25 protein-coding genes and 1 riboswitch are annotated in these 23,479 nt (G+C 72.2%); of the genes, 11 read left to right on the plus strand and 14 right to left on the minus strand.

All coding sequences use genetic code 11. The annotated features are described in order from the left end of the window. Positions 1-88: 88 nt before the first annotated feature. On the minus strand, positions 89-1,324 hold the full coding sequence (locus ACGFRF_RS40505) for an NAD(P)/FAD-dependent oxidoreductase (RefSeq protein ID WP_393748972.1): 1,236 nt from the start codon (positions 1,322-1,324) through the stop codon (positions 89-91). A 32-nt stretch (positions 1,325-1,356) separates the two neighbouring features. Next, positions 1,357-1,707: a hypothetical protein gene (locus ACGFRF_RS40510; RefSeq protein WP_393748974.1), complete on the minus strand. Its 351-nt coding sequence runs from the start codon at positions 1,705-1,707 to the stop codon at positions 1,357-1,359. 53 nt (positions 1,708-1,760) lie between these two features. Beyond that, a riboswitch (TPP riboswitch) is annotated at positions 1,761-1,872 on the plus strand. Here ACGFRF_RS40510 and thiO point away from each other — a divergent pair. The 6 genes from thiO to ACGFRF_RS40540 all read left to right on the plus strand — a co-directional run bounded on the left by thiO (position 1,870) and on the right by ACGFRF_RS40540 (position 7,615). After that, a complete protein-coding gene (thiO, locus tag ACGFRF_RS40515; protein ID WP_393748976.1) occupies positions 1,870-3,051 on the plus strand; it encodes a glycine oxidase ThiO in 1,182 nt (393 codons plus the stop codon). Its footprint overlaps the riboswitch before it by 3 nt. Beyond that, positions 3,048-3,260, plus strand: a complete 213-nt coding sequence (gene thiS, locus ACGFRF_RS40520) for a sulfur carrier protein ThiS (RefSeq protein WP_393748978.1) — start codon at positions 3,048-3,050, stop codon at positions 3,258-3,260. Before thiO ends, thiS begins: the two co-directional genes overlap by 4 nt. A gap of 3 nt (positions 3,261-3,263) precedes the next feature. Next, positions 3,264-4,058 carry a thiazole synthase gene (locus tag ACGFRF_RS40525; RefSeq protein WP_393748980.1) on the plus strand — a complete coding sequence of 265 codons (795 nt, stop codon included), beginning with the start codon at positions 3,264-3,266 and terminating at the stop codon, positions 4,056-4,058. A gap of 88 nt (positions 4,059-4,146) precedes the next feature. Beyond that, complete coding sequence (gene pknB / locus ACGFRF_RS40530; protein ID WP_393748982.1) at positions 4,147-6,072, plus strand: Stk1 family PASTA domain-containing Ser/Thr kinase; 1,926 nt, start codon at positions 4,147-4,149, stop codon at positions 6,070-6,072. A 57-nt stretch (positions 6,073-6,129) separates the two neighbouring features. Beyond that, the gene (locus ACGFRF_RS40535; RefSeq protein WP_393748984.1) at positions 6,130-7,008 is read left to right on the plus strand and encodes a deoxyribonuclease IV; all 879 of its coding nucleotides are present in this window, start codon (positions 6,130-6,132) and stop codon (positions 7,006-7,008) included. Positions 7,009-7,084: 76 nt separating this feature from the next. Next, positions 7,085-7,615 (plus strand): DUF4396 domain-containing protein, encoded by a 531-nt coding sequence (locus tag ACGFRF_RS40540; protein ID WP_393748986.1) that lies wholly within the window; start codon positions 7,085-7,087, stop codon positions 7,613-7,615. Positions 7,616-7,634: 19 nt separating this feature from the next. On the opposite strand, the gene ACGFRF_RS40545 is transcribed toward ACGFRF_RS40540, so the two are convergent. Continuing rightward, on the minus strand, positions 7,635-8,267 hold the full coding sequence (locus ACGFRF_RS40545) for a sulfite oxidase-like oxidoreductase (RefSeq protein WP_393748988.1): 633 nt from the start codon (positions 8,265-8,267) through the stop codon (positions 7,635-7,637). A 175-nt stretch (positions 8,268-8,442) separates the two neighbouring features. On the opposite strand from ACGFRF_RS40545, the gene bfr reads away from it, so the two are divergent. Beyond that, entirely contained in the window at positions 8,443-8,922 is a 480-nt protein-coding gene (bfr, locus tag ACGFRF_RS40550) for a bacterioferritin (RefSeq protein WP_393748990.1), read from the plus strand. Here bfr and ACGFRF_RS40555 read toward each other — a convergent pair. From ACGFRF_RS40555 to ACGFRF_RS40565, 3 genes are all read right to left on the minus strand, one after another. After that, positions 8,919-9,143 (minus strand): bacterioferritin-associated ferredoxin, encoded by a 225-nt coding sequence (locus tag ACGFRF_RS40555; RefSeq protein ID WP_393748992.1) that lies wholly within the window; start codon positions 9,141-9,143, stop codon positions 8,919-8,921. The two genes, bfr and ACGFRF_RS40555, sit on opposite strands and share 4 nt — an antisense overlap. Positions 9,144-9,280: 137 nt before the next feature. Beyond that, positions 9,281-10,630 carry a class II 3-deoxy-7-phosphoheptulonate synthase gene (locus ACGFRF_RS40560; protein ID WP_393748994.1) on the minus strand — a complete coding sequence of 450 codons (1,350 nt, stop codon included), beginning with the start codon at positions 10,628-10,630 and terminating at the stop codon, positions 9,281-9,283. Between the two features lie 119 nt (positions 10,631-10,749). Next, a complete protein-coding gene (locus ACGFRF_RS40565; RefSeq protein ID WP_393748996.1) occupies positions 10,750-12,228 on the minus strand; it encodes a hypothetical protein in 1,479 nt (492 codons plus the stop codon). Between the two features lie 84 nt (positions 12,229-12,312). Here ACGFRF_RS40565 and ACGFRF_RS40570 point away from each other — a divergent pair, with 84 nt between their 5' ends. Continuing rightward, positions 12,313-12,369 (plus strand): trp operon leader peptide, encoded by a 57-nt coding sequence (locus ACGFRF_RS40570; protein WP_078493144.1) that lies wholly within the window; start codon positions 12,313-12,315, stop codon positions 12,367-12,369. A 97-nt stretch (positions 12,370-12,466) separates the two neighbouring features. Beyond that, the gene (locus ACGFRF_RS40575) at positions 12,467-14,383 is read left to right on the plus strand and encodes an anthranilate synthase family protein (RefSeq protein WP_393748998.1); all 1,917 of its coding nucleotides are present in this window, start codon (positions 12,467-12,469) and stop codon (positions 14,381-14,383) included. Between the two features lie 51 nt (positions 14,384-14,434). On the opposite strand, the gene ACGFRF_RS40580 is transcribed toward ACGFRF_RS40575, so the two are convergent. The 4 genes from ACGFRF_RS40580 to ACGFRF_RS40595 all read right to left on the minus strand — a co-directional run bounded on the left by ACGFRF_RS40580 (position 14,435) and on the right by ACGFRF_RS40595 (position 18,248). Beyond that, positions 14,435-15,463 carry a 6-phosphofructokinase gene (locus ACGFRF_RS40580; RefSeq protein WP_393749000.1) on the minus strand — a complete coding sequence of 343 codons (1,029 nt, stop codon included), beginning with the start codon at positions 15,461-15,463 and terminating at the stop codon, positions 14,435-14,437. Between the two features lie 113 nt (positions 15,464-15,576). Then, the gene (locus ACGFRF_RS40585) at positions 15,577-16,254 is read right to left on the minus strand and encodes a response regulator (RefSeq protein ID WP_393749001.1); all 678 of its coding nucleotides are present in this window, start codon (positions 16,252-16,254) and stop codon (positions 15,577-15,579) included. Beyond that, positions 16,251-17,486, minus strand: coding sequence for a MacS family sensor histidine kinase (macS, locus tag ACGFRF_RS40590; RefSeq protein ID WP_393749003.1), 1,236 nt, complete (start codon positions 17,484-17,486; stop codon positions 16,251-16,253). Before macS ends, ACGFRF_RS40585 begins: the two co-directional genes overlap by 4 nt. 27 nt (positions 17,487-17,513) lie before the next feature. Next, positions 17,514-18,248, minus strand: a complete 735-nt coding sequence (locus ACGFRF_RS40595; protein WP_393749057.1) for a lysophospholipid acyltransferase family protein — start codon at positions 18,246-18,248, stop codon at positions 17,514-17,516. Between the two features lie 195 nt (positions 18,249-18,443). Here ACGFRF_RS40595 and ACGFRF_RS40600 point away from each other — a divergent pair, with 195 nt between their 5' ends. Together ACGFRF_RS40600 and ACGFRF_RS40605 are read left to right on the plus strand one after the other, a co-directional pair. Next, positions 18,444-19,223: an alpha/beta hydrolase gene (locus ACGFRF_RS40600; protein ID WP_393749005.1), complete on the plus strand. Its 780-nt coding sequence runs from the start codon at positions 18,444-18,446 to the stop codon at positions 19,221-19,223. After that, entirely contained in the window at positions 19,216-19,782 is a 567-nt protein-coding gene (locus tag ACGFRF_RS40605) for a hypothetical protein (RefSeq protein ID WP_393749007.1), read from the plus strand. The genes ACGFRF_RS40600 and ACGFRF_RS40605 overlap by 8 nt, the downstream gene beginning before the upstream one ends. 8 nt (positions 19,783-19,790) lie before the next feature. On the opposite strand, the gene ACGFRF_RS40610 is transcribed toward ACGFRF_RS40605, so the two are convergent. The 4 genes from ACGFRF_RS40610 to ACGFRF_RS40625 all read right to left on the minus strand — a co-directional run bounded on the left by ACGFRF_RS40610 (position 19,791) and on the right by ACGFRF_RS40625 (position 23,410). Then, positions 19,791-20,540 (minus strand): endonuclease/exonuclease/phosphatase family protein, encoded by a 750-nt coding sequence (locus tag ACGFRF_RS40610; RefSeq protein ID WP_393749009.1) that lies wholly within the window; start codon positions 20,538-20,540, stop codon positions 19,791-19,793. Between the two features lie 127 nt (positions 20,541-20,667). Further along, positions 20,668-21,621, minus strand: coding sequence for an ROK family glucokinase (locus tag ACGFRF_RS40615; protein WP_391839096.1), 954 nt, complete (start codon positions 21,619-21,621; stop codon positions 20,668-20,670). Between the two features lie 67 nt (positions 21,622-21,688). Next, positions 21,689-22,177: a DUF5304 domain-containing protein gene (locus ACGFRF_RS40620; protein ID WP_393749011.1), complete on the minus strand. Its 489-nt coding sequence runs from the start codon at positions 22,175-22,177 to the stop codon at positions 21,689-21,691. Positions 22,178-22,234: 57 nt separating this feature from the next. Next, positions 22,235-23,410, minus strand: a complete 1,176-nt coding sequence (locus ACGFRF_RS40625) for an ArsA family ATPase (RefSeq protein ID WP_393749013.1) — start codon at positions 23,408-23,410, stop codon at positions 22,235-22,237. Between the last annotated feature and the right edge of the window lie 69 nt (positions 23,411-23,479).

Below are 23,479 nucleotides of genomic sequence, written 5' to 3' on the forward strand. Positions count from 1 at the left end.
GAGCCGGCAACCGAAGGGGAAGGTTGATATGCCACCCCGACAGCCTCCCACTCACACGGCCACCAAACCCACCGAACTTACGAAAAGATCAGTAGTCGGCCGTGGCGTCCTTCAGTGGGCGGCTCGGGTCGGCCAGCGCCTCGGGATCCATCAGCCGGCCCCCCTCGATCAGCCGCCGGCCCTGCGCCAGGTCGCGTGGGCGGCCCACGGCCAGCAGGGCCACCAGCCGGTCCTCGCGCAGCCAGCACACCGTCCAGGACGGGCCCGCGGGGTCGCCGCGCCACACCAGGCGGTCGGCCCCGGCGTGGTGGCCGGCGTACTGGACGAAGCGGCCGAACTGCTCCGACCAGAAATACGGCACCGGGTCGTAGACCGCCCGGGTCTCGCCGAGGATGTTCGCGGCGACCGTGCGCGGGCCCTGGAGGGCGTTGTCCCAGTGGTGGACGAGCAGCCGTTCGCCGTAGCGGGCCGAGGGGAAGGAGGCGCAGTCGCCGACGGCGTACACGTCCTCGGCGCTGGTGCGCAGCTGGGCGTCGGCGAGGACCTCGGCGTGCGCGCCCAGCTCGATGCCGGAGCCGGTCAGCCAGCCGGTGGCGGGGCGGGCGCCGATGCCGACGACGACGGCGCCCGCGGGCAGCCGCGTGCCGTCGGCGAGCACCACCGCGCCGGGCTCGACGTGCTCCACGCGCGCGTCCGTGCGCAGTTCGGCGCCGCTGTCGGCGTACCAGGCGGCCATGGGCGCGGCCACCTCGGCGGGCAGGGCGCCCGCGAGCGGCCGGTCGGCGGCCTCGACGACGGTGACGGCGCAGCCCGCCTCCCGGGCCGCGGTGGCGAACTCGGCGCCGATCCAGCCGGCGCCGACGACCACGATGTCGTGCTGCCGGGCGAGCACGGGCCGCAGCCGTTCGGCGTCGTCCAGGGTGCGCAGCAGGTGCACGCCGGGCACGCCCTCGGTGCCGGGCAGGGTGATCGGTTCGGCGCCGGTGGCGAGGACCAGGACGTCGTACGGCACCGGACCCGCCTCGGTGTCCAGCTCGTGGTCGGCGGGGCGCAGGCCCAGCACCTCGCAGCCGAGCCGCAGCTCGACGCCGAGCGACTCGAAGTCCACGTCGAACGCGGAGTCCTCGGCCTTGCCGAGCAGCACGGCCTTCGACAGCGGCGGCCGGTCGTAGGGCTGGTGCGGCTCGGCGCCGATGACGGTCACGGCGCCCTTGAAGCCCTGTTCCCGGAGGGCGACCGCGGTCTGCACCCCGGCCATGCCCGCGCCCACGACGACCACGCGCCGCCCCGGTGACGGGCTCTGTTCCGCTGTGTGCTCGCTCACCCGATCACCATAGACAACTGATCGATCGTCAGTCAGCGGGCGTGCTCGGTGACCTCTTCCACAACGCTCGTGCCGGAGCCCGGCCACGACTCCCACTCCCAGGTCTCCTCCAGCCGCACCCGCCCGTCGGGCAGCGTCACGACCGTGGACACGCAGTGCCCGGAGGCGGTCGTCCCGTCGGTCTTCAGCTGCACGTACCGGAAGTCCAGCCGGTCACCCTCCCGGGTGCCGACGAGGTGGCCGCGCACGACGTCGCCGCCCGCGTAGTCGGCCCAGATCTCGCCGTCTTCCTCGTGGTAGGTGAACCGGGTGCGGGTGCCCACCTGACCTGGGGCTTGGTCGGCGACGGGGGCGAGGATCAGTCCGTCGAGCGAGCGGGCCATGGACGGAGGCTCCCTTACGAGTGACGAGCGCTGCGAGCTAGGGTGGCCACCGTACAAGCACTCGCGGGAGCCCGGACGCACCGGGCTGAGAGGGAGGCTGGCGGCCTCCGACCGTACGAACCTGATCCGGGTCATGCCGGCGAAGGGAGGGGCTGGACGCCCATGTCGTCACGTACGTCCGACGTCCTCGTCATCGGGGGCGGAATCATCGGCCTGGTCACGGCCTGGCGCGCGGCGCAGCGCGGGCTCGCCACGGCCGTGGTGGACCCCGAGCCCGGCGGCGGGGCCGCGCGGGTGGCGGCCGGGATGCTGGCCGCGGTCACCGAACTGCACTACGGCGAGGAGACGCTGCTCGCCCTGAACCTGGAATCGGCCCGCCGCTATCCGGACTTCGCGGCCGAGCTGGCCGAGCTGACCGGCCACGACCTCGGCTACCGCCGCTGCGGCACCCTCGCGGTGGCGCTCGACGCCGACGACCGCGCCGACCTGCGGGAACTGCACGCCCTCCAGCAGCGCTCGGGCCTGGCGTCGGAGTGGCTGTCGGGGCGGGAGTGCCGGCGCCTGGAGCCGATGCTGGCGCCCGGGGTGCGCGGTGGACTGCGGGTCGACGGCGACCACCAGATCGACCCGCGGCGGCTGGCCGCGGCCCTGGTGACGGCGTGCGAGCGCGCCGGAGTGGTGTTCCACCGCGCGTGGGCCGAACGCCTCGATGTCGTACGGGACCGGGCCGCCGGCGTCACCACGGCGGACGGCATCGAGCTGCGCGCGGAGCAGGTCGTGCTGGCCGCCGGGAGCATGAGCGGGCGGCTCGCGGGCGTGCCGGACGCGCTGCTGCCGCCGGTACGGCCGGTGAAGGGGCAGGTGCTGCGGCTGACCGTGCCCCGCAGGTTCGCGCCGTTCCTGAGCCGGACCGTGCGGGCCGTGGTCCGCGGCAGCCACGTCTATCTGGTGCCCCGTGAGAACGGGGAACTGGTCGTCGGCGCGACCAGCGAGGAACTGGGCTGGGACACGACGGTCACGGCGGGCGGCGTGTACGAGCTGCTGCGCGACGCGCACGAGCTGGTGCCGGGGATCACCGAGCTGCCGCTCACCGAGACCCGGGCCGGGCTGCGGCCCGGCTCCCCCGACAACGCGCCGCTGCTCGGCCCGTCCGGCCTGGAGGGGCTGCTGCTGGCCACCGGGCACTACCGCAACGGGGTGCTGCTCACCCCGGTCACCGGGGACGTGCTGGCGCACGCGCTGGTCACCGGTGAACTCCCCGAGGAAGCCCGCCCGTTCACTCCGCAGCGCTTCGGTGCCGTACCGCCCGAGCAGTCCGCACGCCTCCTGGAGCAGCCCGCATGACCATGTCCGTCACCATCTCCGTCAACGGGGAGCGCCGGGAGATCGCCCCGGGCACCGCTCTCGACTCCCTGGTCCGGACCCTCACCGCGGCGCCCTCCGGGGTGGCCGCCGCCGTCAACGAGACCGTCGTCCCGCGCACGCGGTGGGCGACCACCGCGCTCGCCGAGGGCGACCGCGTCGAAGTCCTCACCGCCGTCCAAGGAGGCTGACCCATGGCCGACGATCCCTTCGTCCTCGGCGGTGTGCCCTTCGGCTCCCGGCTGATCATGGGTACGGGCGGTGCGCCCAGCCTGGAGGTGCTGGAGCGGGCGCTGACCGCCTCCGGCACGGAGCTGACCACGGTCGCGATGCGGCGGGTGGACCCCTCCGTGCACGGCTCGGTGCTGTCGGTGCTGGAGAAGCTGGGCATCCGGGTACTGCCGAACACGGCGGGCTGTTTCACCGCCGGGGAGGCCGTGCTGACCGCCCGGCTGGCCCGGGAGGCCCTCGGCACGGACCTGATCAAGCTGGAGGTCATCGCCGACGAGCGGACGCTGCTGCCGGATCCGGTGGAGCTGCTGGAGGCGGCGGAGACGCTGGTCGACGACGGCTTCACGGTGCTGCCGTACACCAACGACGATCCGGTGCTCGCGCGGAAGCTGGAGGACGTCGGCTGTGCGGCGGTGATGCCGCTGGGTTCGCCGATCGGGTCCGGGCTCGGGATCCGCAACCCGCACAACTTCCAGCTGATCGTGGAGCACGCGCGCGTGCCGGTGATCCTGGACGCGGGCGCCGGTACGGCGTCCGACGTGGCGCTGGCGATGGAGCTGGGGTGCGCGGGGGTGATGCTGGCCTCCGCGGTGACCCGGGCACAGGAGCCGGAGACGATGGCCACGGCGATGAAGCACGCCGTGGAGGCGGGCCGGCTGGCCCGGCTGGCGGGGCGGATCCCGCGCCGCCACTTCGCCGAGGCGTCCTCCCCCACCGAGGGGCGCGCGCACCTGGACCCCGAGCGCCCCGCCTTCTAGTCGCGCGACAGTCACAGCTGTGCTGCATTCCGCCCCCCGCGACGGCGCAGGGGCGGGGGTGTCGGTCGTCCCTCGTAGACTCCCCTGCGTGGATACGACCCTTCAGGACCCCCTCGTCGGGCAGGTGCTCGACGGCCGGTATCGCGTCGACGCGCGGATCGCGGCGGGTGGGATGGCCACGGTCTACCGGGCCCTGGACACCCGCCTGGACCGCGTCCTCGCGTTGAAGGTGATGCACCCGACGCTCGCGGTCGACGGGTCCTTCGTCGAGCGGTTCATCCGGGAGGCGAAGTCCGTCGCCCGGCTCGACCACCCCAACGTGGTGCAGGTCTTCGACCAGGGCACCGACGGGTCGTACGTGTACCTGGCGATGGAGTACGTCGCCGGGTGCACCCTACGGGACGTGCTGCGCGAGCGGGGCGCGGTGCAGCCGCGGGCCGCGCTGGACATCCTCGAACCGGTGCTGGCCGCGCTCGGCGCCGCGCACCGGGCCGGGTTCGTGCACCGTGACATGAAGCCCGAGAACGTCCTGATAGGGGACGACGGGCGGGTCAAGGTCGCCGACTTCGGGCTCGTGCGGTCGGTGGACACCGTGACCAGCACGACGGGTGCCGTGCTCGGGACCGTGTCGTACCTCGCGCCCGAGCAGATCGAGCAGGGCACCACCGACCCGCGCGTCGACGTGTACGCGTGCGGTGTCGTCCTCCACGAGATGCTGACGGGCGAGAAACCGCACTCCGGGGACTCCCCCGCCCAGGTGCTCTACAAGCACCTCCACGAGGACGTGCCGCCGCCCTCGGCGCTCGTGCCGGGGCTGCCGTACGCGCTGGACGAGCTGGTGGCGTCGGCCACCGCGCGCAACCCCGACGTCCGCCCGCACGACGCCGTGGCGCTGCTCGGCCAGGTGCGCGAGGCGCGCCGGGCGCTGACCGAGGAGCAGCTGGACGCGCTGCCGCCGCAGGCGCTGACCGCGGAGCACGACAACGCCGAGGACCGGACGAGCGTGATACCCCGCTCGCTGACCGTGCCCCGGCCGCTGCCCGCGCACGAGGAGCTTCCCGCCGGGGGTGGCGTCCAGCACACCAGCCGGCTCCAGGCACCGCCCGTGCCGCCCGTGCCGTCCCGCCGGCCCAGACGGCTGGTGCTGACGGTCGTCGCCGCAGTGCTGGCGGTGTTCGGCGTCGGCGCGGGGATCTGGTACATCAACTCCGGCCAGTTCACGAAGGTCCCGCCGCTGCTGTCGAAGACGGAGGCGCAGGCGAAGGACCGGCTGAGGGCGGCCGGGCTGGACGTCGGGCAGGTCGAGCGGGCGTACAACGACACCGTCAAGCGGGGCACCATCATCAGCACCGACCCGGCGCCCGGCGCCCGCATCCGGGACCACGACTCGGTGACGCTGACCGTCTCGCTCGGCCCGGAGACGGTGAACGTGCCGGATCTGGCGGGACAGCCGCTCGCCGAGGCGCAGGCGCGGCTGAAGGCGGACGGTCTCGAGCCGGGCATGGTCACCCGGGAGTTCAGCGAGGACATCCCCAGGGGCTCGGTGATCGCCACGACGCCGCAGGCGGGCACCAGGCGGCACGCCGGCTCGGCGATCGCGCTGACCGTCAGCAAGGGCAGCCCGATCGACGTACCGGACGTGACCGGCAAGGACCTGGACGAGGCCCGCCAGAAGCTGACGGACGCGGGGCTGAAGGTGAAGGTCGCCCCCGAACGGGTCCACTCGGACCAGGACAAGGGCAAGGTCGCCGCGCAGAGCCCGGATGACGGCACCCGGGCCGCCGAGGGCGACACGGTGACGCTGACGCTGTCCAAGGGCCCGGAGATGATCGAGGTCCCGGACGTGGTGGGTTCCAGCGTGGACGACGCGACGGAGCGGCTGGAGGCCCGCGGCTTCGAGGTGGACGAGGACCGCGGACTGCTGGGGCTGTTCGGCGACACCGTGAAGAAGCAGTCGGTGGAGGGCGGCGACAAGGCGCCCAAGGGGTCGACGATCACGATCACCATCCGGTGACGGGGGTCACCGGGGACCGTGGCCGGGGGGGCGGGGCCGGCATGACACCCTGAACGGGTGAGTCCTGAGCAGTCCTTCCTCCCCCGCAACCCCGTCGGCGGTCATGTCCCCGTGGCCGGCGGCCTGCACTCCGTGGGGCTGTCGTACGCCCGCGACCTGAAGGCCGAGACCGTGCAGGTCTTCGTCGCCAACCCGCGTGGCTGGGCCACGCCCGCCGGGAACCCGCGGCAGGACGAGGCGTTCCGCGCGGCGTGCGCCGAGGAGTCCATCCCGGCGTACGTCCACGCGCCGTATCTGATCAACTTCGGCTCGCACACCGAGGCGACCGTGGAGCGGTCCGTGGAGTCCCTGCGTCATTCGCTGCGGCGCGGGCGGGAGATCGGCGCGCTGGGTGTGGTCGTGCACACGGGCAGCGCGACCGGCGGGCGGGCGCGGGAGGTGGCGCTGAAGCAGGTGCGCGAGCATCTGTTGCCGCTGCTGGACGAGCTGAGCCACGACGACGACCCGTTCCTGCTGCTGGAGTCGACCGCCGGGCAGGGCGCCTCGCTGTGCTCGCGCACCTGGGACTTCGGGCCGTACTTCGAGGCGCTGGACGCCCATCCGAAGCTGGGCGTGTGCCTCGACACCTGTCACATCTTCGCCGCCGGTCACGACCTGACCGGGCCGAGCGGCATGCACCAGACCCTGGACCTGCTGGTGGACACGGTCGGCGAGGGACGGCTGAGGCTGATCCACGCCAACGACTCCAAGGACGTGGTCGGCGCGCACAAGGACCGGCACGAGAACATCGGCGCCGGCCACATCGGCGAGGACCCCTTCCGCGCCCTGATGACCCACCCGGCGACCGCGGGCGTCCCGCTGATCATCGAGACGCCGGGCGGCAAGGAGGGACATGCGGCGGATGTGGATCGGCTGAAGGGACTTCGGGATTCCTGAGCCGTTCCGGAATACCCCTGGGGGGTATACGGTTCCGATGAGTCGCAGGAACCGTCGCTCAGCCTTGGGGGACCTCATGGAGCACACGGCCCACGAACACCGGGACCACACCGCCCACACCGCCCATGCCGACCATCACGACCATTCCGGCCACCACGGCCACGCCCCCGCTGCCACCTGGTCCATGGCCGCCCAGGCGACCCTGCACTGCCTCACCGGCTGCGCCATCGGCGAGGTGCTCGGCATGGTCGTCGGCACGGCGCTCGGGTGGGGCAACCTGCCGACCATGGTGCTGGCGATCGCCCTGGCCTTCGTCTTCGGCTACTCGCTCACCCTGCGCGGGGTGCTGCGAGCCGGCGTCGGCTTCCGTACGGCCTTCCGCGTGGCACTGGCCGCGGACACGCTGTCCATCGCGGTGATGGAGCTGATCGACAACGGCGTGATCCTCGTCTGGCCGTCCGCGAGGGACGCCATGCCGAGCGACGCCCTGTTCTGGACCTCGCTGGCGATCTCGCTCGTGATCGCCTTCGCGGTGACCACCCCGGTCAACAAGTGGACGATCGGGCGGGGCAAGGGGCACGCCGTGGTGCACCGGTACCACCACTGACGTCTCCGGCGACCGGGGGTCAGAGCTCGGGGCCGTCCCCGGGCTCCTCCTGGTAGGAGTAGCGCTGTTCCTTCCAGGGGTCGCCGATGTTGTGGTAGCCGCGCTCCTCCCAGAAACCGCGGCGGTCGGTGGTCATGTACTCCACGCCGCGGACCCACTTCGGGCCCTTCCAGGCGTACAGATGGGGCACGATCAGACGGACCGGGAAGCCGTGCTCGGCGGTGAGCAGTTCACCGTCCTTGTGGGTGGCGAAGATCGTACGGTCCGAGACGAAGTCCGCCAGGCGCAGGTTCGAGCTGAAGCCGTACTCCGCCCAGACCATCACATGGGTGACGTCCGGCGCCGGCGGGGCCAGGTCCAGGATCGCGCGAGCCGGGATCCCGCCCCACTCCGCGCCGACCATGCTGAACTTCGTCACGCAGTGCAGATCGGCCACCACGGTGGTGTACGGCAGGGCCGTGAACTCCTCGTGGTTCCAGGTGCGCTTGTCGCCGTCGGCGGTGGCGCCGAAGACCCGGAACTCCCAGCGCTCGGACCGGAACTTCGGCACGGGCCCGTAGTGCGTGACCGGCCAGCCGCGCTGGAGCCGCTGACCCGGCGGAAGCTCGGTCCCTGCCGCTGCTCCAGACTCTCGCTCCACCGGATGACCCATGTATCCATCCTGACAGACCTCGGGCGGTGCCCTTGACCACCCACCCCGAACCGGACAAGAGGTACTAACTCAGCACGTACTTACTAAGTACGCACTTACTGGACGATCTTCTCCACCGGTGCAATCATGCCGCCGCACGCCTCCCCGTCCCTCCGTGTGGAAGGAGCCCGCTGCGATGCAGGGCGACCCCGAGGTCATCGAGTTCCTCAACGAGCAGCTCACCGGCGAGCTGACCGCGATCAACCAGTACTTCCTGCACGCGAAGATGCAGGAGAACTTCGGCTGGACGAAGCTCGCCGCCTACACGCGGCGCGAGTCGTTCGACGAGATGAAGCACGCCGAGGTGCTCACCGACCGCATCCTGTTCCTGGAGGGGCTGCCCAACTACCAGCGGCTGTTCCACGTGCGGGTGGGGCAGACGGTCCGGGAGATGTTCGAGGCGGACCGGCAGGTCGAGGTGGAGGCGATCGACCGGCTCCGGCGGGGCATCAAGGTGATGCGGGAGAAGGGCGACATCACGTCGGCGAACATCTTCGAGGACATCCTCGCCGACGAGGAGCACCACATCGACTACCTCGACACCCAGCTGGAGCTGCTGGAGAAGCTCGGCGAGGCGCTCTACCTGGCGCAGGTGATTGAGCAGCCGGAGAGCTAGGCGGCCTCGTCCAGCGGCGTCAGGACGGACCGGCCCTGCTCGGCCAGTTCCCGGCGCGGGCAGGCGCCACGGCCGAGGATGGCCTGGATGCGGCGTACGCAGGATCCGCAGTCCGTGCCGGCCTTGCAGGCGGAGGCGATCTGGCGCGGGGTGCAGGCGCCGTTCTCCGCGTGCTGCTGGACCTGCTGCTCGGTGATGCCGAAGCAACTGCAGACGTACACGCGGTTCACCTCCCGACGGGATCGCTGTCCTACTGCCATCCCGTATCTCGGTGAGGCAAACCTAACCTTACCCAACCCGCAGCGGCCGCAAAAGTGGGTGGGGCGCGGATCGGATGTGATCCGCGCCCCAGGTGCGACTACTGGTCCCGGTACATCTCGGCCACGAGGAACGCCAGGTCCAGCGACTGGCTGCGGTTCAGGCGCGGGTCGCAGGCCGTCTCGTAGCGCTGGTGCAGGTCGTCGACGAAGATCTCGTCGCCGCCGCCCACGCACTCGGTGACGTCGTCGCCGGTCAGCTCCACGTGGATGCCGCCCGGGTGGGTACCGAGCGCCTTGTGCACCTCGAAGAAGCCCTTGACCTCGTCGAGCACGTCGTCGAAACGGCGGGTCTTGTGCCCGGAGGCCGCCTCGAAGGTGTTGCCGTGCATCGGGTCGGTCACCCAGGCGACCGTCGCACCCGACGCCGTGACCTTCTCGACCAGCTCGGGGAGCCTGTCGCGGATCTTGCCGGCGCCCATGCGGACGATGAAGGTCAGCCGGCCCGGCTCCCGCTCGGGGTCGAGGCGGTCGATGTACCGCAGCGCCTCCTCGGCCGTCGTGGTCGGGCCGAGCTTGATGCCGATCGGGTTGCGGATCTTCGAGGCGAACTCGATGTGCGCGTGGTCCAGCTGCCGGGTGCGCTCACCGATCCACACCATGTGCCCGGAGACGTCGTACAGCTTGCCGGTGCGGGAGTCGACGCGGGTCAGGGCCGACTCGTAGTCCAGCAGCAGCGCCTCGTGCGAGGAATAGAACTCGACGGTCTTGAACTCTTCCGGGTCGGTGCCGCAGGCCCGCATGAAGTTCAGCGCGTTGTCGATCTCGCGCGCCAGCTGCTCGTAGCGCTGGCCCGACGGGGAGGTCCGCACGAAGTCCTGGTTCCAGGCGTGCACCTGGCGCAGGTCGGCGTAGCCGCCGGTGGTGAAGGCGCGCACCAGGTTCAGCGTGGAGGCCGAGGCGTGGTACATGCGCTTCAGCCGCTCCGGGTCCGGGATGCGGCTGGCCTCGGTGAAGTCGAAGCCGTTGACCGAGTCGCCCCGGTACACCGGGAGCGTCACGCCGTCACGGGTCTCGGTCGGCTTGGAGCGCGGCTTGGAGTACTGCCCCGCGATCCGGCCGACCTTCACCACGGGCACGGAGGCCGCGTAGGTCAGGACGGCACCCATCTGGAGGAGCGTCTTGAGCTTGTTGCGGATGTGGTCGGCGGACACCGCGTCGAAGGCCTCGGCGCAGTCGCCGCCCTGGAGGAGGAACGCCTCTCCCTTGGCGACGGCCGCCATCCGGGCGCGCAGCTGGTCGCACTCGCCCGCGAAGACGAGCGGCGGATACGACTCGAGGTCCGCGATCACTGCGCGCAGAGCCTCGGGGTCGGGGTACTCGGGCTGCTGCGCCGCGGGCAGGTTTCGCCAGGTGTTGCCAGCGCTGGGGCTGGTTGCGTTCACGGTCACACCCTCCACATTACGGGGTGGCCGCATGCGTCCATGCCGTGGCTCAAAAGATGAGACGCACGGGTCCGCCGCGCGGCCTGCGCACGGCGGACCCGCTCCGGTCCGTCACCCGCCGGCCGTCAGTGCAGGTTCTGCACCGCGGGATCGGTGAAACCGACGGAGAAGACGGCGCGCAGGGAGAGGTTGTCCGCGCCCTTGTGGTCCTTGCACACGTCGTGCACGCTCACCGGGTCGGCGGGCACGAACTCCTCGTGGGCCGCCTTCAGGTCGGTGCCCGCGCAGATGCCCTCGGTCAGCCCCCACAGCTCGTCGACCTGGGCGGCGCCGAGCTTCGGCCAGTAGCTGAGGGCCTGGGGCGGGCCCGCCGCCCAGTTGCCGCCGGCCGCGCAGCTCGTCGCGGCCCGGGTGTCGCCCACCCAGGTGTGCGAGTACACACCGGGCACCGTGCCGCACCCCTTGTGGAAGCCGAAGTTCAGCACGCCCTGGCCGTCGGTCCAGGTCATGCCGCCCTGCAGGCCCCGGTACCGGGAGGCGGCGTAGGCGTCCTGGATCACGGTCCTGCCGCCGGACATGGTGAGCAGGCCGGGGTACGACGCGGAGCCGGCCGGGTTCAGCTGGTAGCGCACCACGCGGCCGCCGTCGACGTAGCCCTGCCACTCACCGGCGACCAGCTTGAACGGGCCGCCGCCGGTCTTGTCCAGCGAGAGCCAGGAGAAGCACAGCTGTTCGGGGTCGATGGTGTGGCCCGAGCAGTCGGACGGCGTGCCGGCCTGCTTGTAGTAGTGGACCTCCGGCAGGACGTACGGATAGCCGCAGGCGCTGGACCGGCCGGCGCCGTCGATGCCGTAGGTGCTGACGCCGGAGCCGTAGGTGTCGACCTTGGCGAGCTTGTCGACGTCGAAGACCCGGATGCCGTGCGCGGTGTCCGTGACGTAGAGGTAGTTGCCGTACCAGACGATGCCCCCGCCGTGGCCGGTCACGAACGTGAAGTTCGTGCCCGAGCCGGTGGGCTCGGCGAGCAGGACGTGGCGGTACTTGCCGGTGTCCCGGTCGAGGAAGGTCAGCTTGAGCAGGTTGTCGGTCCTGCAACCCGCGGAGGTCTCGTGGCTGAGCGTCCGGTAGTGCCAGGCGACCGCCGCGACGCGCCGGCCCTGGATCGCGCCGTCGGTCCCGTCGGCGGTGCCGGTGGTGCTCATGCCCTGCGGCCACCAGTGCGGGGTGGTGTCGTCGGTGTGGGCGTGCGACCAGCACCAGGCGGTCCCGGTGCCCACCGGGGGCAGCGCCTCGGTCTCGGTGCCGGTGCACGAGCGCATCGAGCGCAGGTTCAGCCAGCCGTCGGTCGCACCGGAGGAGTTCTTCGTGTAGTCGGTGGTGACGACGTCGGTCAGGTTCGCGTGGCTGGTGAGGTAGTTGTCGTAGAGGTTGTCCGTGGCCGAGACGTAGCTGGTGTCGGTCAGCTCGAACTGGTCGGCGCCGAGCGAGAGTTTCCTCATCGTCGGCGTGTCGGCGGCCGAGGCGGGCTGCGCCGTGAAGCCGGTCAGCAGCGCCGCGGTGGCAGCCATCCAGGCCAGCAGCCTGGATCCCCGTATGCGTCCCATGCACACCTTCCGTGGAGTCGAGCGGGACATGTCAATAACAGGGAGCGATCGTAACCTTCCGCGGCATCGGGTAGGGTGCCGGACATGTTCGCGCATTCGACCCGCACCTGGTGGTGGACCGCTCATCCGGCGGCCCACTGACTGCGCGTACGCACGACTTCGCGAAGGCCGCCCGAGGGGCGGCCTTCGGTGTTTTCCGGGTCCGGGCCGTTCCTCCCAGTGAGAAGGAGACGGACCCATGCATCTGCGCGACCTGCTCGACGATCCCCGCCCGTTCGCCCTGCTGCGCCGCCGCACGCCCGGCCACACCCCGGACGAGGTCGAGCTGCTGATCGGCCCGGTCACGGAGTACCGACGGCTCGCCGACCTGCCCGACGAGTGCCTCGCCCTCGTCCCCTTCCGCCAGATCCGTGAGCGCGGCTTCGACGTCCGCGACGACGGCACCCCCCTGGCGGTACTGGTCCCCGAGGAGTCGCACACACTGCCCCTCGAGGACGCCCTCGCCCAGCTGCCCGCGCACGAGGTGCGGGTCGAGGGCGGCGGCTTCGACGTCGGCGACGAGGAGTACGGCGAGATCGTCGGCCGGGTGCTGCGCGAGGAGATCGGCCGGGGCGAGGGCGCGAACTTCGTGATCCGGCGGACGTACGAGGGCGAGATCCCCGGATTCGGCCGGGCGGACGCGCTCGCGCTGTTCCGGCGGCTGCTGGAGGGCGAGCGGGGCGCGTACTGGACGTTCGTCGTGCACACCGGAGACCGGAAGGGGCCCGAAGGGCCTTCCTCGGAAGGGCTGGGGTGGCAGACGGCTGGGCGGACGCTGGTCGGGGCCAGCCCAGAGGTGCACGTCCGGATGTCCGGCGGGACCGTCGTGATGAACCCGATCAGCGGCACGTACCGCTACCCCGCCGGGGGGCCGACACCGGAACGCCTCCTGGACTTCCTCGCCGACGGCAAGGAGATCGAGGAGCTGTCGATGGTCGTCGACGAGGAACTGAAGATGATGTGCACCGTCGGCGACATGGGCGGGGTGGTCGTCGGGCCGCGGCTGAAGGAGATGGCGCACCTCGCGCACACCGAGTACGAGCTGCGCGGGAAGTCCTCGCTGGACGTGCGGGAGGTGCTGAAGGAGACCATGTTCGCGGCGACCGTCACCGGCTCGCCGGTGCAGAACGCGTGCCGGGTGATCGAACGGCACGAGGTCGGTGGCCGGGGTTACTACGCGGGCGCGCTGGCCCTGCTCGGGCGGGACTCGGGCGGCGCCCAGACCCTGGACTCCCCCATCCTGATCCGCACCGCCGACATCTCCCGCGACGGCCGGCTGCGGGTCCCGGTCGGCGCGACCCTCGTGCGTGGCTCGGACCCGGCGGGCGAGGTGGCGGAGACGCACGCGAAGGCGGCGGGAGTGCTGGCCGCCCTCGGCGTACGCCGGGGAAGGCCCCGCGAGGAGGCCGTACGCCCCCGGCTGGCCGACGACCCGCGGGTGCGGGCGGCGCTGGACGGGCGCCGTTCGTCGCTCGCGCCGTTCTGGCTGCGGATGCAGGAGCAGGCCCCGGAGCTGACCGGCCACGCCCTCGTCGTCGACGGCGAGGACACCTTCACCGCGATGCTGGCGCACGTGCTGCGCTCGGGCGGGCTCGAGGTCACCGTACGGCGGTACGACGAGCCGGGGCTGCGGGAGGCCGTGCTCGCGCACGAGGGGCCGGTGGTGCTCGGCCCGGGTCCGGGTGACCCCTCGGATCTCGCCGACCCGAAGATGCGCTTCCTGCGCCGGCTCGCCGCCACGGTGATCCGGGGGCACCGGTACGGCGTGCTCGGGGTCTGCCTCGGGCACGAGCTGATCGCGGCCGAGCTGGGCCTGGACATCGTCCGCAAGGAGGTCCCGTACCAGGGGGCTCAGACCACGATCGACCTGTTCGGGCGGCCGGAGACGGTCGGCTTCTACAACAGCTTCGTGGCCCGCTGCGACGAGGAGGAGGCCCGGGAACTGGCCGCGCACGGGGTCGAGGTGAGCCGTGCGGCGAACGGGGAGGTGCACGCCGTGCGAGGGCCGGGATTCGCGGGCGTGCAGTTCCACCCGGAGTCGGTCCTCACCCTGAACGGGGCCGCGGTGGTGCGGGAGCTGATCGGGCAGCTGCACGGGGCGAGCAGGGCGAGGTGAGGGTCGGGGGCCCGGGGATCCGCGCGATCCCCGGGCCCCGGACCCCGTGGTTCAGCCGAAGAAGACCCCGACCTCCTCGTACAGCTTCGGGTCCACCGTCTTCAGCTTGGCCGTGGCCTCGGCGATCGGGACGCGGACGATGTCGGTACCGCGCAGGGCGACCATCCGGCCGAAGTCGCCGTCGCGGACGGCCTCGATGGCGTGCAGACCGAAGCGGGTGGCGAGCCAGCGGTCGAAGGCGCTGGGGGTGCCACCGCGCTGGATGTGCCCGAGGACCGTGGTGCGGGCCTCCTTGCCGGTGCGCTTCTCGATCTCCTTGGCCAGCCACTCGCCGACCCCGGAGAGGCGGACGTGCCCGAAGGAGTCCAGCGACTCGTCCTTGAGGACCACGTCGCCGTCCTTCGGCATGGCGCCCTCGGCGACGACGACGATCGGGGCGTACGACGCCTTGAAGCGGGAGGTGATCCAGGCGCACACCTGGTCGAGGTCGAAGCGCTGCTCGGGGATGAGGATGACGTTGGCGCCGCCGGCGAGGCCCGAGTGGAGGGCGATCCAGCCCGCATGGCGGCCCATCACCTCGCAGACCAGGACCCGCATGTGCGACTCGGCCGTGGTGTGCAGGCGGTCGATGGCCTCGGTGGCGATGTTGACGGCCGTGTCGAAGCCGAAGGTGTAGTCGGTGGCGGACAGGTCGTTGTCGATGGTCTTCGGCACGCCCACGCAGGGCACGCCGTACTCGTCGGACAGCCGCGCGGCGACACCCAGGGTGTCCTCGCCGCCGATCGCGATGAGGGCCTCGACCTCCTGCTTGGCCAGGTTCTCCTTGATGCGGCGGATGCCACCCTCCAGCTTCAGGGGGTTGGTCCGGGAGGAGCCGAGGATGGTGCCGCCGCGGGGCAGGATGCCGCGCACCGCGGGGATGTCGAGGCGGACCGTGTCGTTCTCGAGTGGGCCCCGCCAGCCGTCCCGGTAGCCGACGAAGTCGTAGCCGTACTCCTGCACGCCCTTGCGCACGATGCCCCGGATGACGGCGTTGAGCCCGGGGCAGTCGCCGCCTCCGGTCAGTACTCCGACCCGCATGGAAAATGTCCCTTCGCCGCGCTTGCCTGACGCTCAGTCACGCTAATGGTGATTCGCGTCACATCGGGAGAGGCGGGAAGGGTGATTCCGGCGCGTTGCCGGACGTGTCTGCTCTATTCGTCGTCCAGTCCGCGCTCTATCGCGTACCGCACCAACTCGACCCGGTTGTGCAACTGGAGCTTGCCGAGGGTGTTCTGGACGTGGTTCTGGACGGTGCGGTGGGAGATGACGAGGCGTTCGGCGATCTGCTTGTAGCTCAGGCCCTTGGCGACCAGCCGCAGCACCTCCGTCTCCCGGTCGGTCAGCCGCGGCGCCCCGGGCTGGTCGGCGTCGGGGGCGGGCGCGGGCTCGGAGGCCAGCCGGCGGTACTCGCCGAGCACCAGTCCGGCCAGGCCCGGCGTGAACACCGGGTCGCCGACGGCGGTACGGCGCACCGCGTCCAGCAGTTCCTCGGTGGAGGCCGACTTCAGCAGATAGCCGGTCGCGCCGGACTTGACCGCCTCCAGGACGTCGGCGTGCTCGCCGCTGGCCGAGAGCACCAGGACGCGCAGCGCCGGGTTGTGGGCGACCAGTTCCTTGCACACCTGCACGCCCGGCTTGGCGGGCAGGTTGAGGTCCAGCACGAGGACGTCGGGGGCGGCGGCCTTGGCCCGGCGCACCGCCTGCTCGCCGTCGCCGGCGGTGGCGACCACCTCGAAGCCGGACTCGCTCAGGTCCCGGGCGACCGCGTCGCGCCACATGGGGTGATCGTCGACCACCATGACCCTGATCGGGTCCTGCTGCTGTGTCATCGCTGTTCCGCCTTCTTCCCCCGCGCCCGTTCGGCGCCCTTCGGTACCTTCAGTTCGACTTCCGTGCCCTGCCCGGGGACGGAGATCAGCTCGGCGCTGCCGCCGAGGTCCCGCAGCCGCCCGCGGATCGACTGGGCCACCCCGAGCCGGCCCTCGCCCTCGGCCTGGGCGAGCCGGCCCTCGGGGATGCCGGGGCCGTCGTCCCGGACGGTCACGACGATCTCGTCCGGCTCGTCCTCGACCAGGATCCAGGCCCGGGCCTGGTCACCGGCATGCTCACGGACGTTGTCCAGGGCGGCTCCGACCGCCGCCGCCACCTCCCGGGCCGCGGCGGACGGCAACCGCACCGGGGCGCCGGGCTCGGCCAGGCTGACCCGGGCGCACGCGTAGGGGGCGAGCAGGGAGCGCAGATCGACCGGCCCGCCCGGTTCGTCCTCGTACGGCTCCTCGACGGCACGGACGACGGCTCCGGCGGCCGCGTCCTGAGACACCCGGGACACCGGCAGCAGACCTCCGGCAACCAGGGTGCGCAGGGCCACCTCCTGCTCGCCGGCCAGCCGGCCCAGCTCGGCCGCCTCGCCGCCGAGGGCCGCGCCCCGGCGTTTCACCATGGCCAGGACCTGCAGCACGCTGTCGTGGATGTCCCGGGCCAGTCGCTCCCGCTCCCGGGTCGCGGCCTCGATCTCCAGGGCGCGGGCGAGGGTGCGCTCGGAGGCGCGAGCCACCTCCACGACGTAGCCGATGGCGATGGAGGCCACCCACACGAGGATCACGTTGTGCACGGTGTCCCGGGCGGGACGGCCGCGCTCGACCAGATTGACGGCGGCCACGGCCGTGGAGGCGACGGCCGCCCAGCGCCAGCCGCCCTTGACGGCGAAGGCCAGCACGGAACCGGCGGTCCATATCGACGGCAGGGTGGGGCCGCCGCCCGCGATCCGCTCGTGGTTGTCGGCGAGCGGGGTGAGCAGGATGCCGGCCAGGGCGATGGTCAGGTCGGCGGCCAGGAAGCGCTTGGTGCAGGCGGCCTCGCTCGCCACCTTCGGCAGGGTGACGAGGGTCCACACGACCAGGACGGCGTAGTAGGCGACGGCCAGCCAGGGGCGTACGAAGTGGGAGTACGCGGTGGCGCACAGGCCGATGGCGTACAGCATGGTCAGCAGGCGGTATCCGGCCAGCGCACGCCACAGCGGCAACTCGACCGACATCCTCATGACGCGCTCGCGTTCGGGCATGTCCCCCGGCCCCCCGTGTTTCCCCGTCTAGGAGTCGGCCTGCTTCTTCTCGGCCTTCTCCGCCTCCTTGGCCGCCTTCGCCGCCTCCGCGATCTGCCGCTTGGCGGCGGTCGCGTAGATGTCGACGTACTCCTGGCCGGAGAGCTTCATGATCTCGTACATGACCTCGTCCGTCAGGGCGCGCAGCACGAAGCGGTCGTGCTCCATGCCCTGGTACCGGCTGAAGTCCATGGGCTTGCCGATGCGGATGCCGGGCCGCATCAGCTTGGGCACGACCTTGCCGGGCGGCTGGATCTTCTCGGTGTCGATCATGGCGACCGGGATGACCGGCGCGCCGGTGGCGAGCGCCACGCGCGCGAGGCCGCCGGGCTTGCCCCGGTACAGCCGGCCGTCGGGCGAGCGGGTGCCCTCCGGGTAGATGCCGAACAACTCGCCGCGCTGCAGCACCTCTATGCCGCTCTTGATGGCGGCCTCGCCGGCGCCGCGCGCGCCGGAGCGGTCCACCGGGAGCTGGCCGACACCCTTGAAGAAGGCCGCGGTCAGCCGGCCCTTCACCCCGGGGGTGGTGAAGTACTCGGCCTTCGCGATGAAGGTGACCTTGCGGTCGAGGACGACCGGCAGGAAGAACGAGTCCGAGAAGGACAGGTGGTTGCTGGCCAGGATGGCGGGGCCCTCGGCCGGAATGTTCTCGAGGCCTTCCACCCAGGGCCTGAAGGCGACCTTCAGCGGCCCGCCGATGGCGACCTTCATCGTGCCGTACAACACCCGTGTGCCTCCTGTTTCCGTCGAACAGACCTTAACCCGCAGGACCGCCAAAGGACCCGACGACCCTGGTCGGTGTCAGTGCGGTCGCGTACGGTGAAGCACATCCGCGCGTTTCTTCCCGCCTCTGCCGGTCACCGGACGAGTTCTGCCGGTCACCCGAGGAGGCCCGCCCAGGAACAGGAGTGTCGAAAGGTGCCGGTTCTCCCCGGAGCCGAGCCGTACCGCCACGAGGGCGGGGAGGTGGGCGTCCTCCTCTGTCACGGCTTCACCGGCTCCCCCCAGTCGCTGCGCCCCTGGGCGGAGCACCACGCGGCCCATGGCCTGACCGTGTCGCTTCCGCTGCTGCCCGGCCACGGCACCCGCTGGGAGGACATGCAGGTCACCGGCTGGCAGGACTGGTACGCGGAGGTGGACCGCGAGCTGCGCCTGCTCGCCGACCGCTGTTCCCAGGTGTTCGTCGCGGGGCTGTCGATGGGCGGGGCGCTGGCGCTGCGCCTGGCCGCGCGGCACGGCGAGCGGGTCACGGGCGTGGTGGTCGTCAACCCGGCGAACAAGGTGCACGGCCTGTCGGCGTACGCCCTGCCGGCCGCCCGGCATCTCGTACGGACGACGCGGGGCATCGCCAGCGACATCGCGAAGGAGGGGGCGGCGGAGCTGGGGTACGACCGGGTGCCGTTGCACGCGGCGCACTCGCTGCGGGTGTTCCTGCGTCGGCTGGACGGCGAGCTGCCCCAGGTCACCCAGCCGTTGCTGCTGCTGCGCAGCGCCCAGGACCATGTCGTCCCGGCGGCGGACCCGGCCCGGGTGCTGAGCCGGGTGTCGTCCATGGACGTGACGGAGCTGGTGCTGGAACACAGCTACCACGTGGCGACGTTGGACCTGGACGCGGACCGGATCTTCGAGGAGAGCCTCGCCTTCATCGGCCGGCTCGCACCCAGTGTCGGCAAGGAAGGGACGGCCGCAGTTGGCTGAGCACGACTCCGACCGCGACAACCGCGAGGAGCGAGAGCCGGACGAGCAGGGGGTGCCCTTCGACGAGGACGCCGCCTGGCGGGCCATCGTCGCCGGGTACGGCGAGGAACCGCCGGACCCGCCGGGCACCAAGCCCTACAAGTCGGTGGAGGATCTCGCGTTGCTCGAGAAGGACGCGGAGGCCGACAAGGGCGACTCCGCCGATCCGCAACCCGCCCGGCCGCTGGGCAGCTCGGTCTCCTTCGCGCCCGGCGTCGGCCCCCGCGACCACACCCCGCCCGAGCCGTCCGAGGACGACTTCGACGAGGACGACGAGGGCCACTTCGTGCCGCCCGAGCCGCCGCCGCTGCCGGCCGCCGACACGACCGCCAAGTTCGCCTGGCTGGGTGTCGTGGGCGGCCCGGTCCTGCTGCTGCTCGCGGTGCTGCTGGGCTGGGACATGACCTGGTGGCTGACCACCCTCGGCATCGGCGGCTTCCTCGGCGGCTTCGCGACGCTGGTGATGCGGATGCGGACGGACGACGACGAGGACGACCCCGGGCGCGGGGCCGTCGTCTGAGCGACGCCTCAGGCGGGGATTCTGAGGGCGGCGAGAACGGGAAGGTGGTCCGTCGCCGCCCTCAGGTCTGTCTCCGTGACACCGGGGTGCCCGTGGGGCACCCCGCAGCCCAGCACCTCGATGCCCTTCGTCGCGAAGACGGCGTCGATGCGCTGGTGGGGGTCGGCGGGGGTCGAGGTGAACTCGCCGCCCCAGGGCGTGGTGGTCCGGCAGTCCTGGAGGGCGGCGGCGAGCCGGCCGAAGGTGCGGCCGTCGGGTCGTTCGTTGAGATCGCCACCCGCTACGACGTGCTCCAGGCCCATCCCGGCCAGCCGGTCCAGGAGCATGCCGCCCTGCTCGTGGCGCTCGTCGTCGTGGAGGCTGAGGTGGCAGCTGATCACGCCGAGGCGGATGCCGCCGAACCGTACGACGGCTGTGGCGAAGCCGCGCCGGTGCAGGCCCGGGGTGAGCGGGAGGAGGACGTCCTCGGTCCGCTCGACGGTGGCCCGCAGCGAGCAGAGGATCGCGGGGCCCGCGGCGGTGGCTCCGCCGGTGAGGACGACCTGCCCGGAGGCGGCGGCCAGGCGGGCGAGCTTCTTGCGCCAGCGGAAGAAACGGGGGGCTTCCTGGACGAGGACCAGGTCGGGGGCGCAGGCGGCGATCACTCGGGCGAGGGCGTCGGTGTCGTCCCGCATCGAGCGGATGTTGTAGCTCAGGACCCTGATGACCGCGGAACCGTCCGCCTCGGTACGGGAGTTGGGGAGCAGCGGGGTTGCCATGCCGTCAATGTACGCCGCTGCGCGGTGGGGGCGCCCGACGACTCGGGGCGCGGGGTCCTGTGCGACCGCCGGTTCGTCGTGGCTGGTCGCGCAGGTCCCCGCGCCCCTTCGGTCGGCGCCGTGACCGTCACATGATCGGGTCGGGCTCCCGGGCCAGGTCGGCCGCGCCCACCATGCCCGCCTTGTTGCCGAGCTGGGCCGCGATCACGTCGGCGACCGGGCGCCAGTTGCCGCCCACCAGCCAGCGCTTGTACGACTTGCGGATCGGGTCGAGGACCAGGTCGCCCTCGTCGGAGAGGCCGCCGCCGACGATGAAGGCGGACGGGTCGAAGAGGGAGGCCAGGTCGGCGAGGCCCGCGCCGGCCCAGCGGGCCAGCTCACGGTAGGAGTCCACGGCCACCGGGTCGCCCTGGCGGGCGGCCATGGAGATGTGCTTGCCCTCGATGCCGTCGGGGGTGCCGTCGCCGAGCGCCAGCAGGACCTCGGCGCGCTCCGGGGTGGCGTTGGCGCGCTGCTTGGCGTAGCGGACCAGGGCGCGGCCGGAGGCGTACTGCTCCCAGCAGCCCTGCGAGCCGCAGCCGCACAGCAGGCCGTCCGGCACCATCCGGATGTGGCCGAACTCGGCGGCCACGCCGAAGTGGCCGCGGCGCAGCTTGTTGCCGATGATGATGCCGCCGCCGAGACCGGTGCCGAGCGTGATGCAGATGACGTTGCGGTGGCCCTTGCCGGCGCCGAACCTGTACTCGCCCCAGGCGGCCGCGTTGGCGTCGTTCTCCACCACGACCGGCAGGCCGGTGCGCGCCTCGACCTTCTCCTTCAGCGGCTCGTTGCGCCAGTCGATGTTGGGCGCGAAGTACACCGTGGAGCGCTGCCGGTTGACGTAACCGGCAGCGCCGATGCCCACGCCGACGATCTCGTGCCCGGCGCGCGCACCCTCCACCGCCGAGGCGATGGCGTCCACGATGGCCTCGGGCGTGGTGGGGGTCGGCACCTTGAAGGTCGAGAGGATGTTGCCTTCCTCGTCGACCACGCCGGCCGCGATCTTCGTGCCGCCGATGTCGACGCCGATGGTGAGTCCCATGAATCCCTCAGTTTCGGTCGAGCCCCGCTACGGCCAACCGTACCCGAGGCCCTGCCGTGGGAAGGCTTCAGTCCAGGTCGATGCGTTCCCCCGGACCGGTGCCCTCGCCCCGGTCGGGACGGCCGGGGCGGTCGTCCTTCAGGTCGGCCGCGCCGGTGGTCCAGCGGTGCTCCTGGGCCTGGACGGCGGAGCGGTAGGCGGCCAGCAGCTCGGTGCCGGCCGCGGCGAGGTGGTCGAACACGTCCGGGTTGCGCTCTATCACGGGCTCCACGGCAGACTTCGCCTGTTGGACGACCTGCCGCACCACCTGCTGGGCGGCGGGTCCGGCGAGGGCTCCGAGGAGCGGTGACTGCAGGCCGGACAGCTTGTCGGCCACCGTGTCCACGAGCTTCTTCAGTTCCTCGGCGGCCGAGCCCGGCGGCGGGCCGTACTCGGTGCGGAGGCGGGCCTTCTCGGCGGCGAGGTCCTCGGCGCAGGCCGTGGCCCAGGCGTCGGCGTCGGTCGCCCGCGCCTGCTCCTGCTCGGAAGGTCCGGATGCGGGGGGCTCTTCGCTCATGACGGACTCCTGACGACGGTTCGCCCTTCCGACGTTACCCGAACGGGGGTAGCGGGTTCACCGTCCGCCGGTGGGCCACAGGCCGGGGTCCGGAGCGAAGCGGATGCGGAGTTCGGCCTCGCGCAGCGCGGCTCCGGCCACGGTGCAGCGGCGCAGGGCGGACGGCAGCGGAACGATCCGGCGGAAGGGGCCCGCGGCGATCAGGAGTTCGTCGCCGCGCCGGATCAGGTCCAGCTCGTCCCGTATCGCGCCGGGCAGCGGGATGTGCCAGACGAGCACGCCGTCCTCGGTGATCCGGTCGGCGACGGGCCACTCGACCGGGTCGGGCGCCGGGTTGACGAGCGGCACGGCGAGGGCGCGCAGGTCGTCGGTGCCGTGCGGGTCGCGGCCGAGGTGGGGGACGGTGCGGACGGCGTACGGCTGCTCCTGCCACTCGGCGAGGGCCTTGCCCTGCTGGGCGAGGAGTCCGGCGAGCCAGGTGTCACCGTCGGCGTCGGGCAGCACCCGGTTGGCGATCAGGGCCTCGATGCGCAGGCCGCGCAGGGCCAGGCCGAGGCCGGCGGTACGGACGGCGTCGGCACCGGCCGGACCGGGTTCGGCGACCAGCCGTACGGCGGTCCTGCGGTCGGTGAGTACGGCCTCGACGGCGGCCAGTTCGACGTCCCAGCGGGCTGCCGTCTCGTACAGCCAGTCGGCGGGCATGGGAACGCCGGCCAGCCGGCCGAGGACCGGGCGCAGGGCGCGGGCCGCCTGCCGCTCGGGCGGGAGCAGGCGGCGCAGATAGCGGCGCAGCTCCTCGGGCAGGGCGAGCAGGGCGAGGGCCTGCGGGAGGGGCGGGAGGTCGACGACGAGCAGGTCGTAGCGCTCGGAGAGGGCCGCGTCCCGCAGGGCGCGCAGGAAGGACAGTTCCTCGGCACCGGGCAGCGGGGTGACCTCCTCGGCGTCCAGGCGGGCGGCGCCGAGGAGGTCGAGGACGTTCGCGGCGCGGGTCTGGAAGGCGGTGAGGTCCTGGCGGAAGCGGTCGACCGCGTCGGGCCGCCACACGGTGAGGAGCGGGGCGGCTTCGATCGGGGTGGGCCCTGTTCCGGTACCCAGCGCCACACCCGGGGTGTCCGTGCGGTCCGCGCTCAGCAGCAGCGTCCGGGTGCCGTCGGCCGCGGCGCGCAGTGCGGTCGCGGCGGCGATCGTGGTACGACCGCTGCCGCCGGGGCCCGTGATCAGGAGGGTGCGCATGAGGGTGAACCGTAACGGACGGCGCGGGCCGCGCCGACTCGGTCTCGCCCGGCGGCAGTGGCCCGGGCG

Origin of the sequence: Streptomyces sp. NPDC048521 (assembly GCF_043199855.1) — a bacterium.
GTDB lineage: Bacteria > Actinomycetota > Actinomycetes > Streptomycetales > Streptomycetaceae > Streptomyces.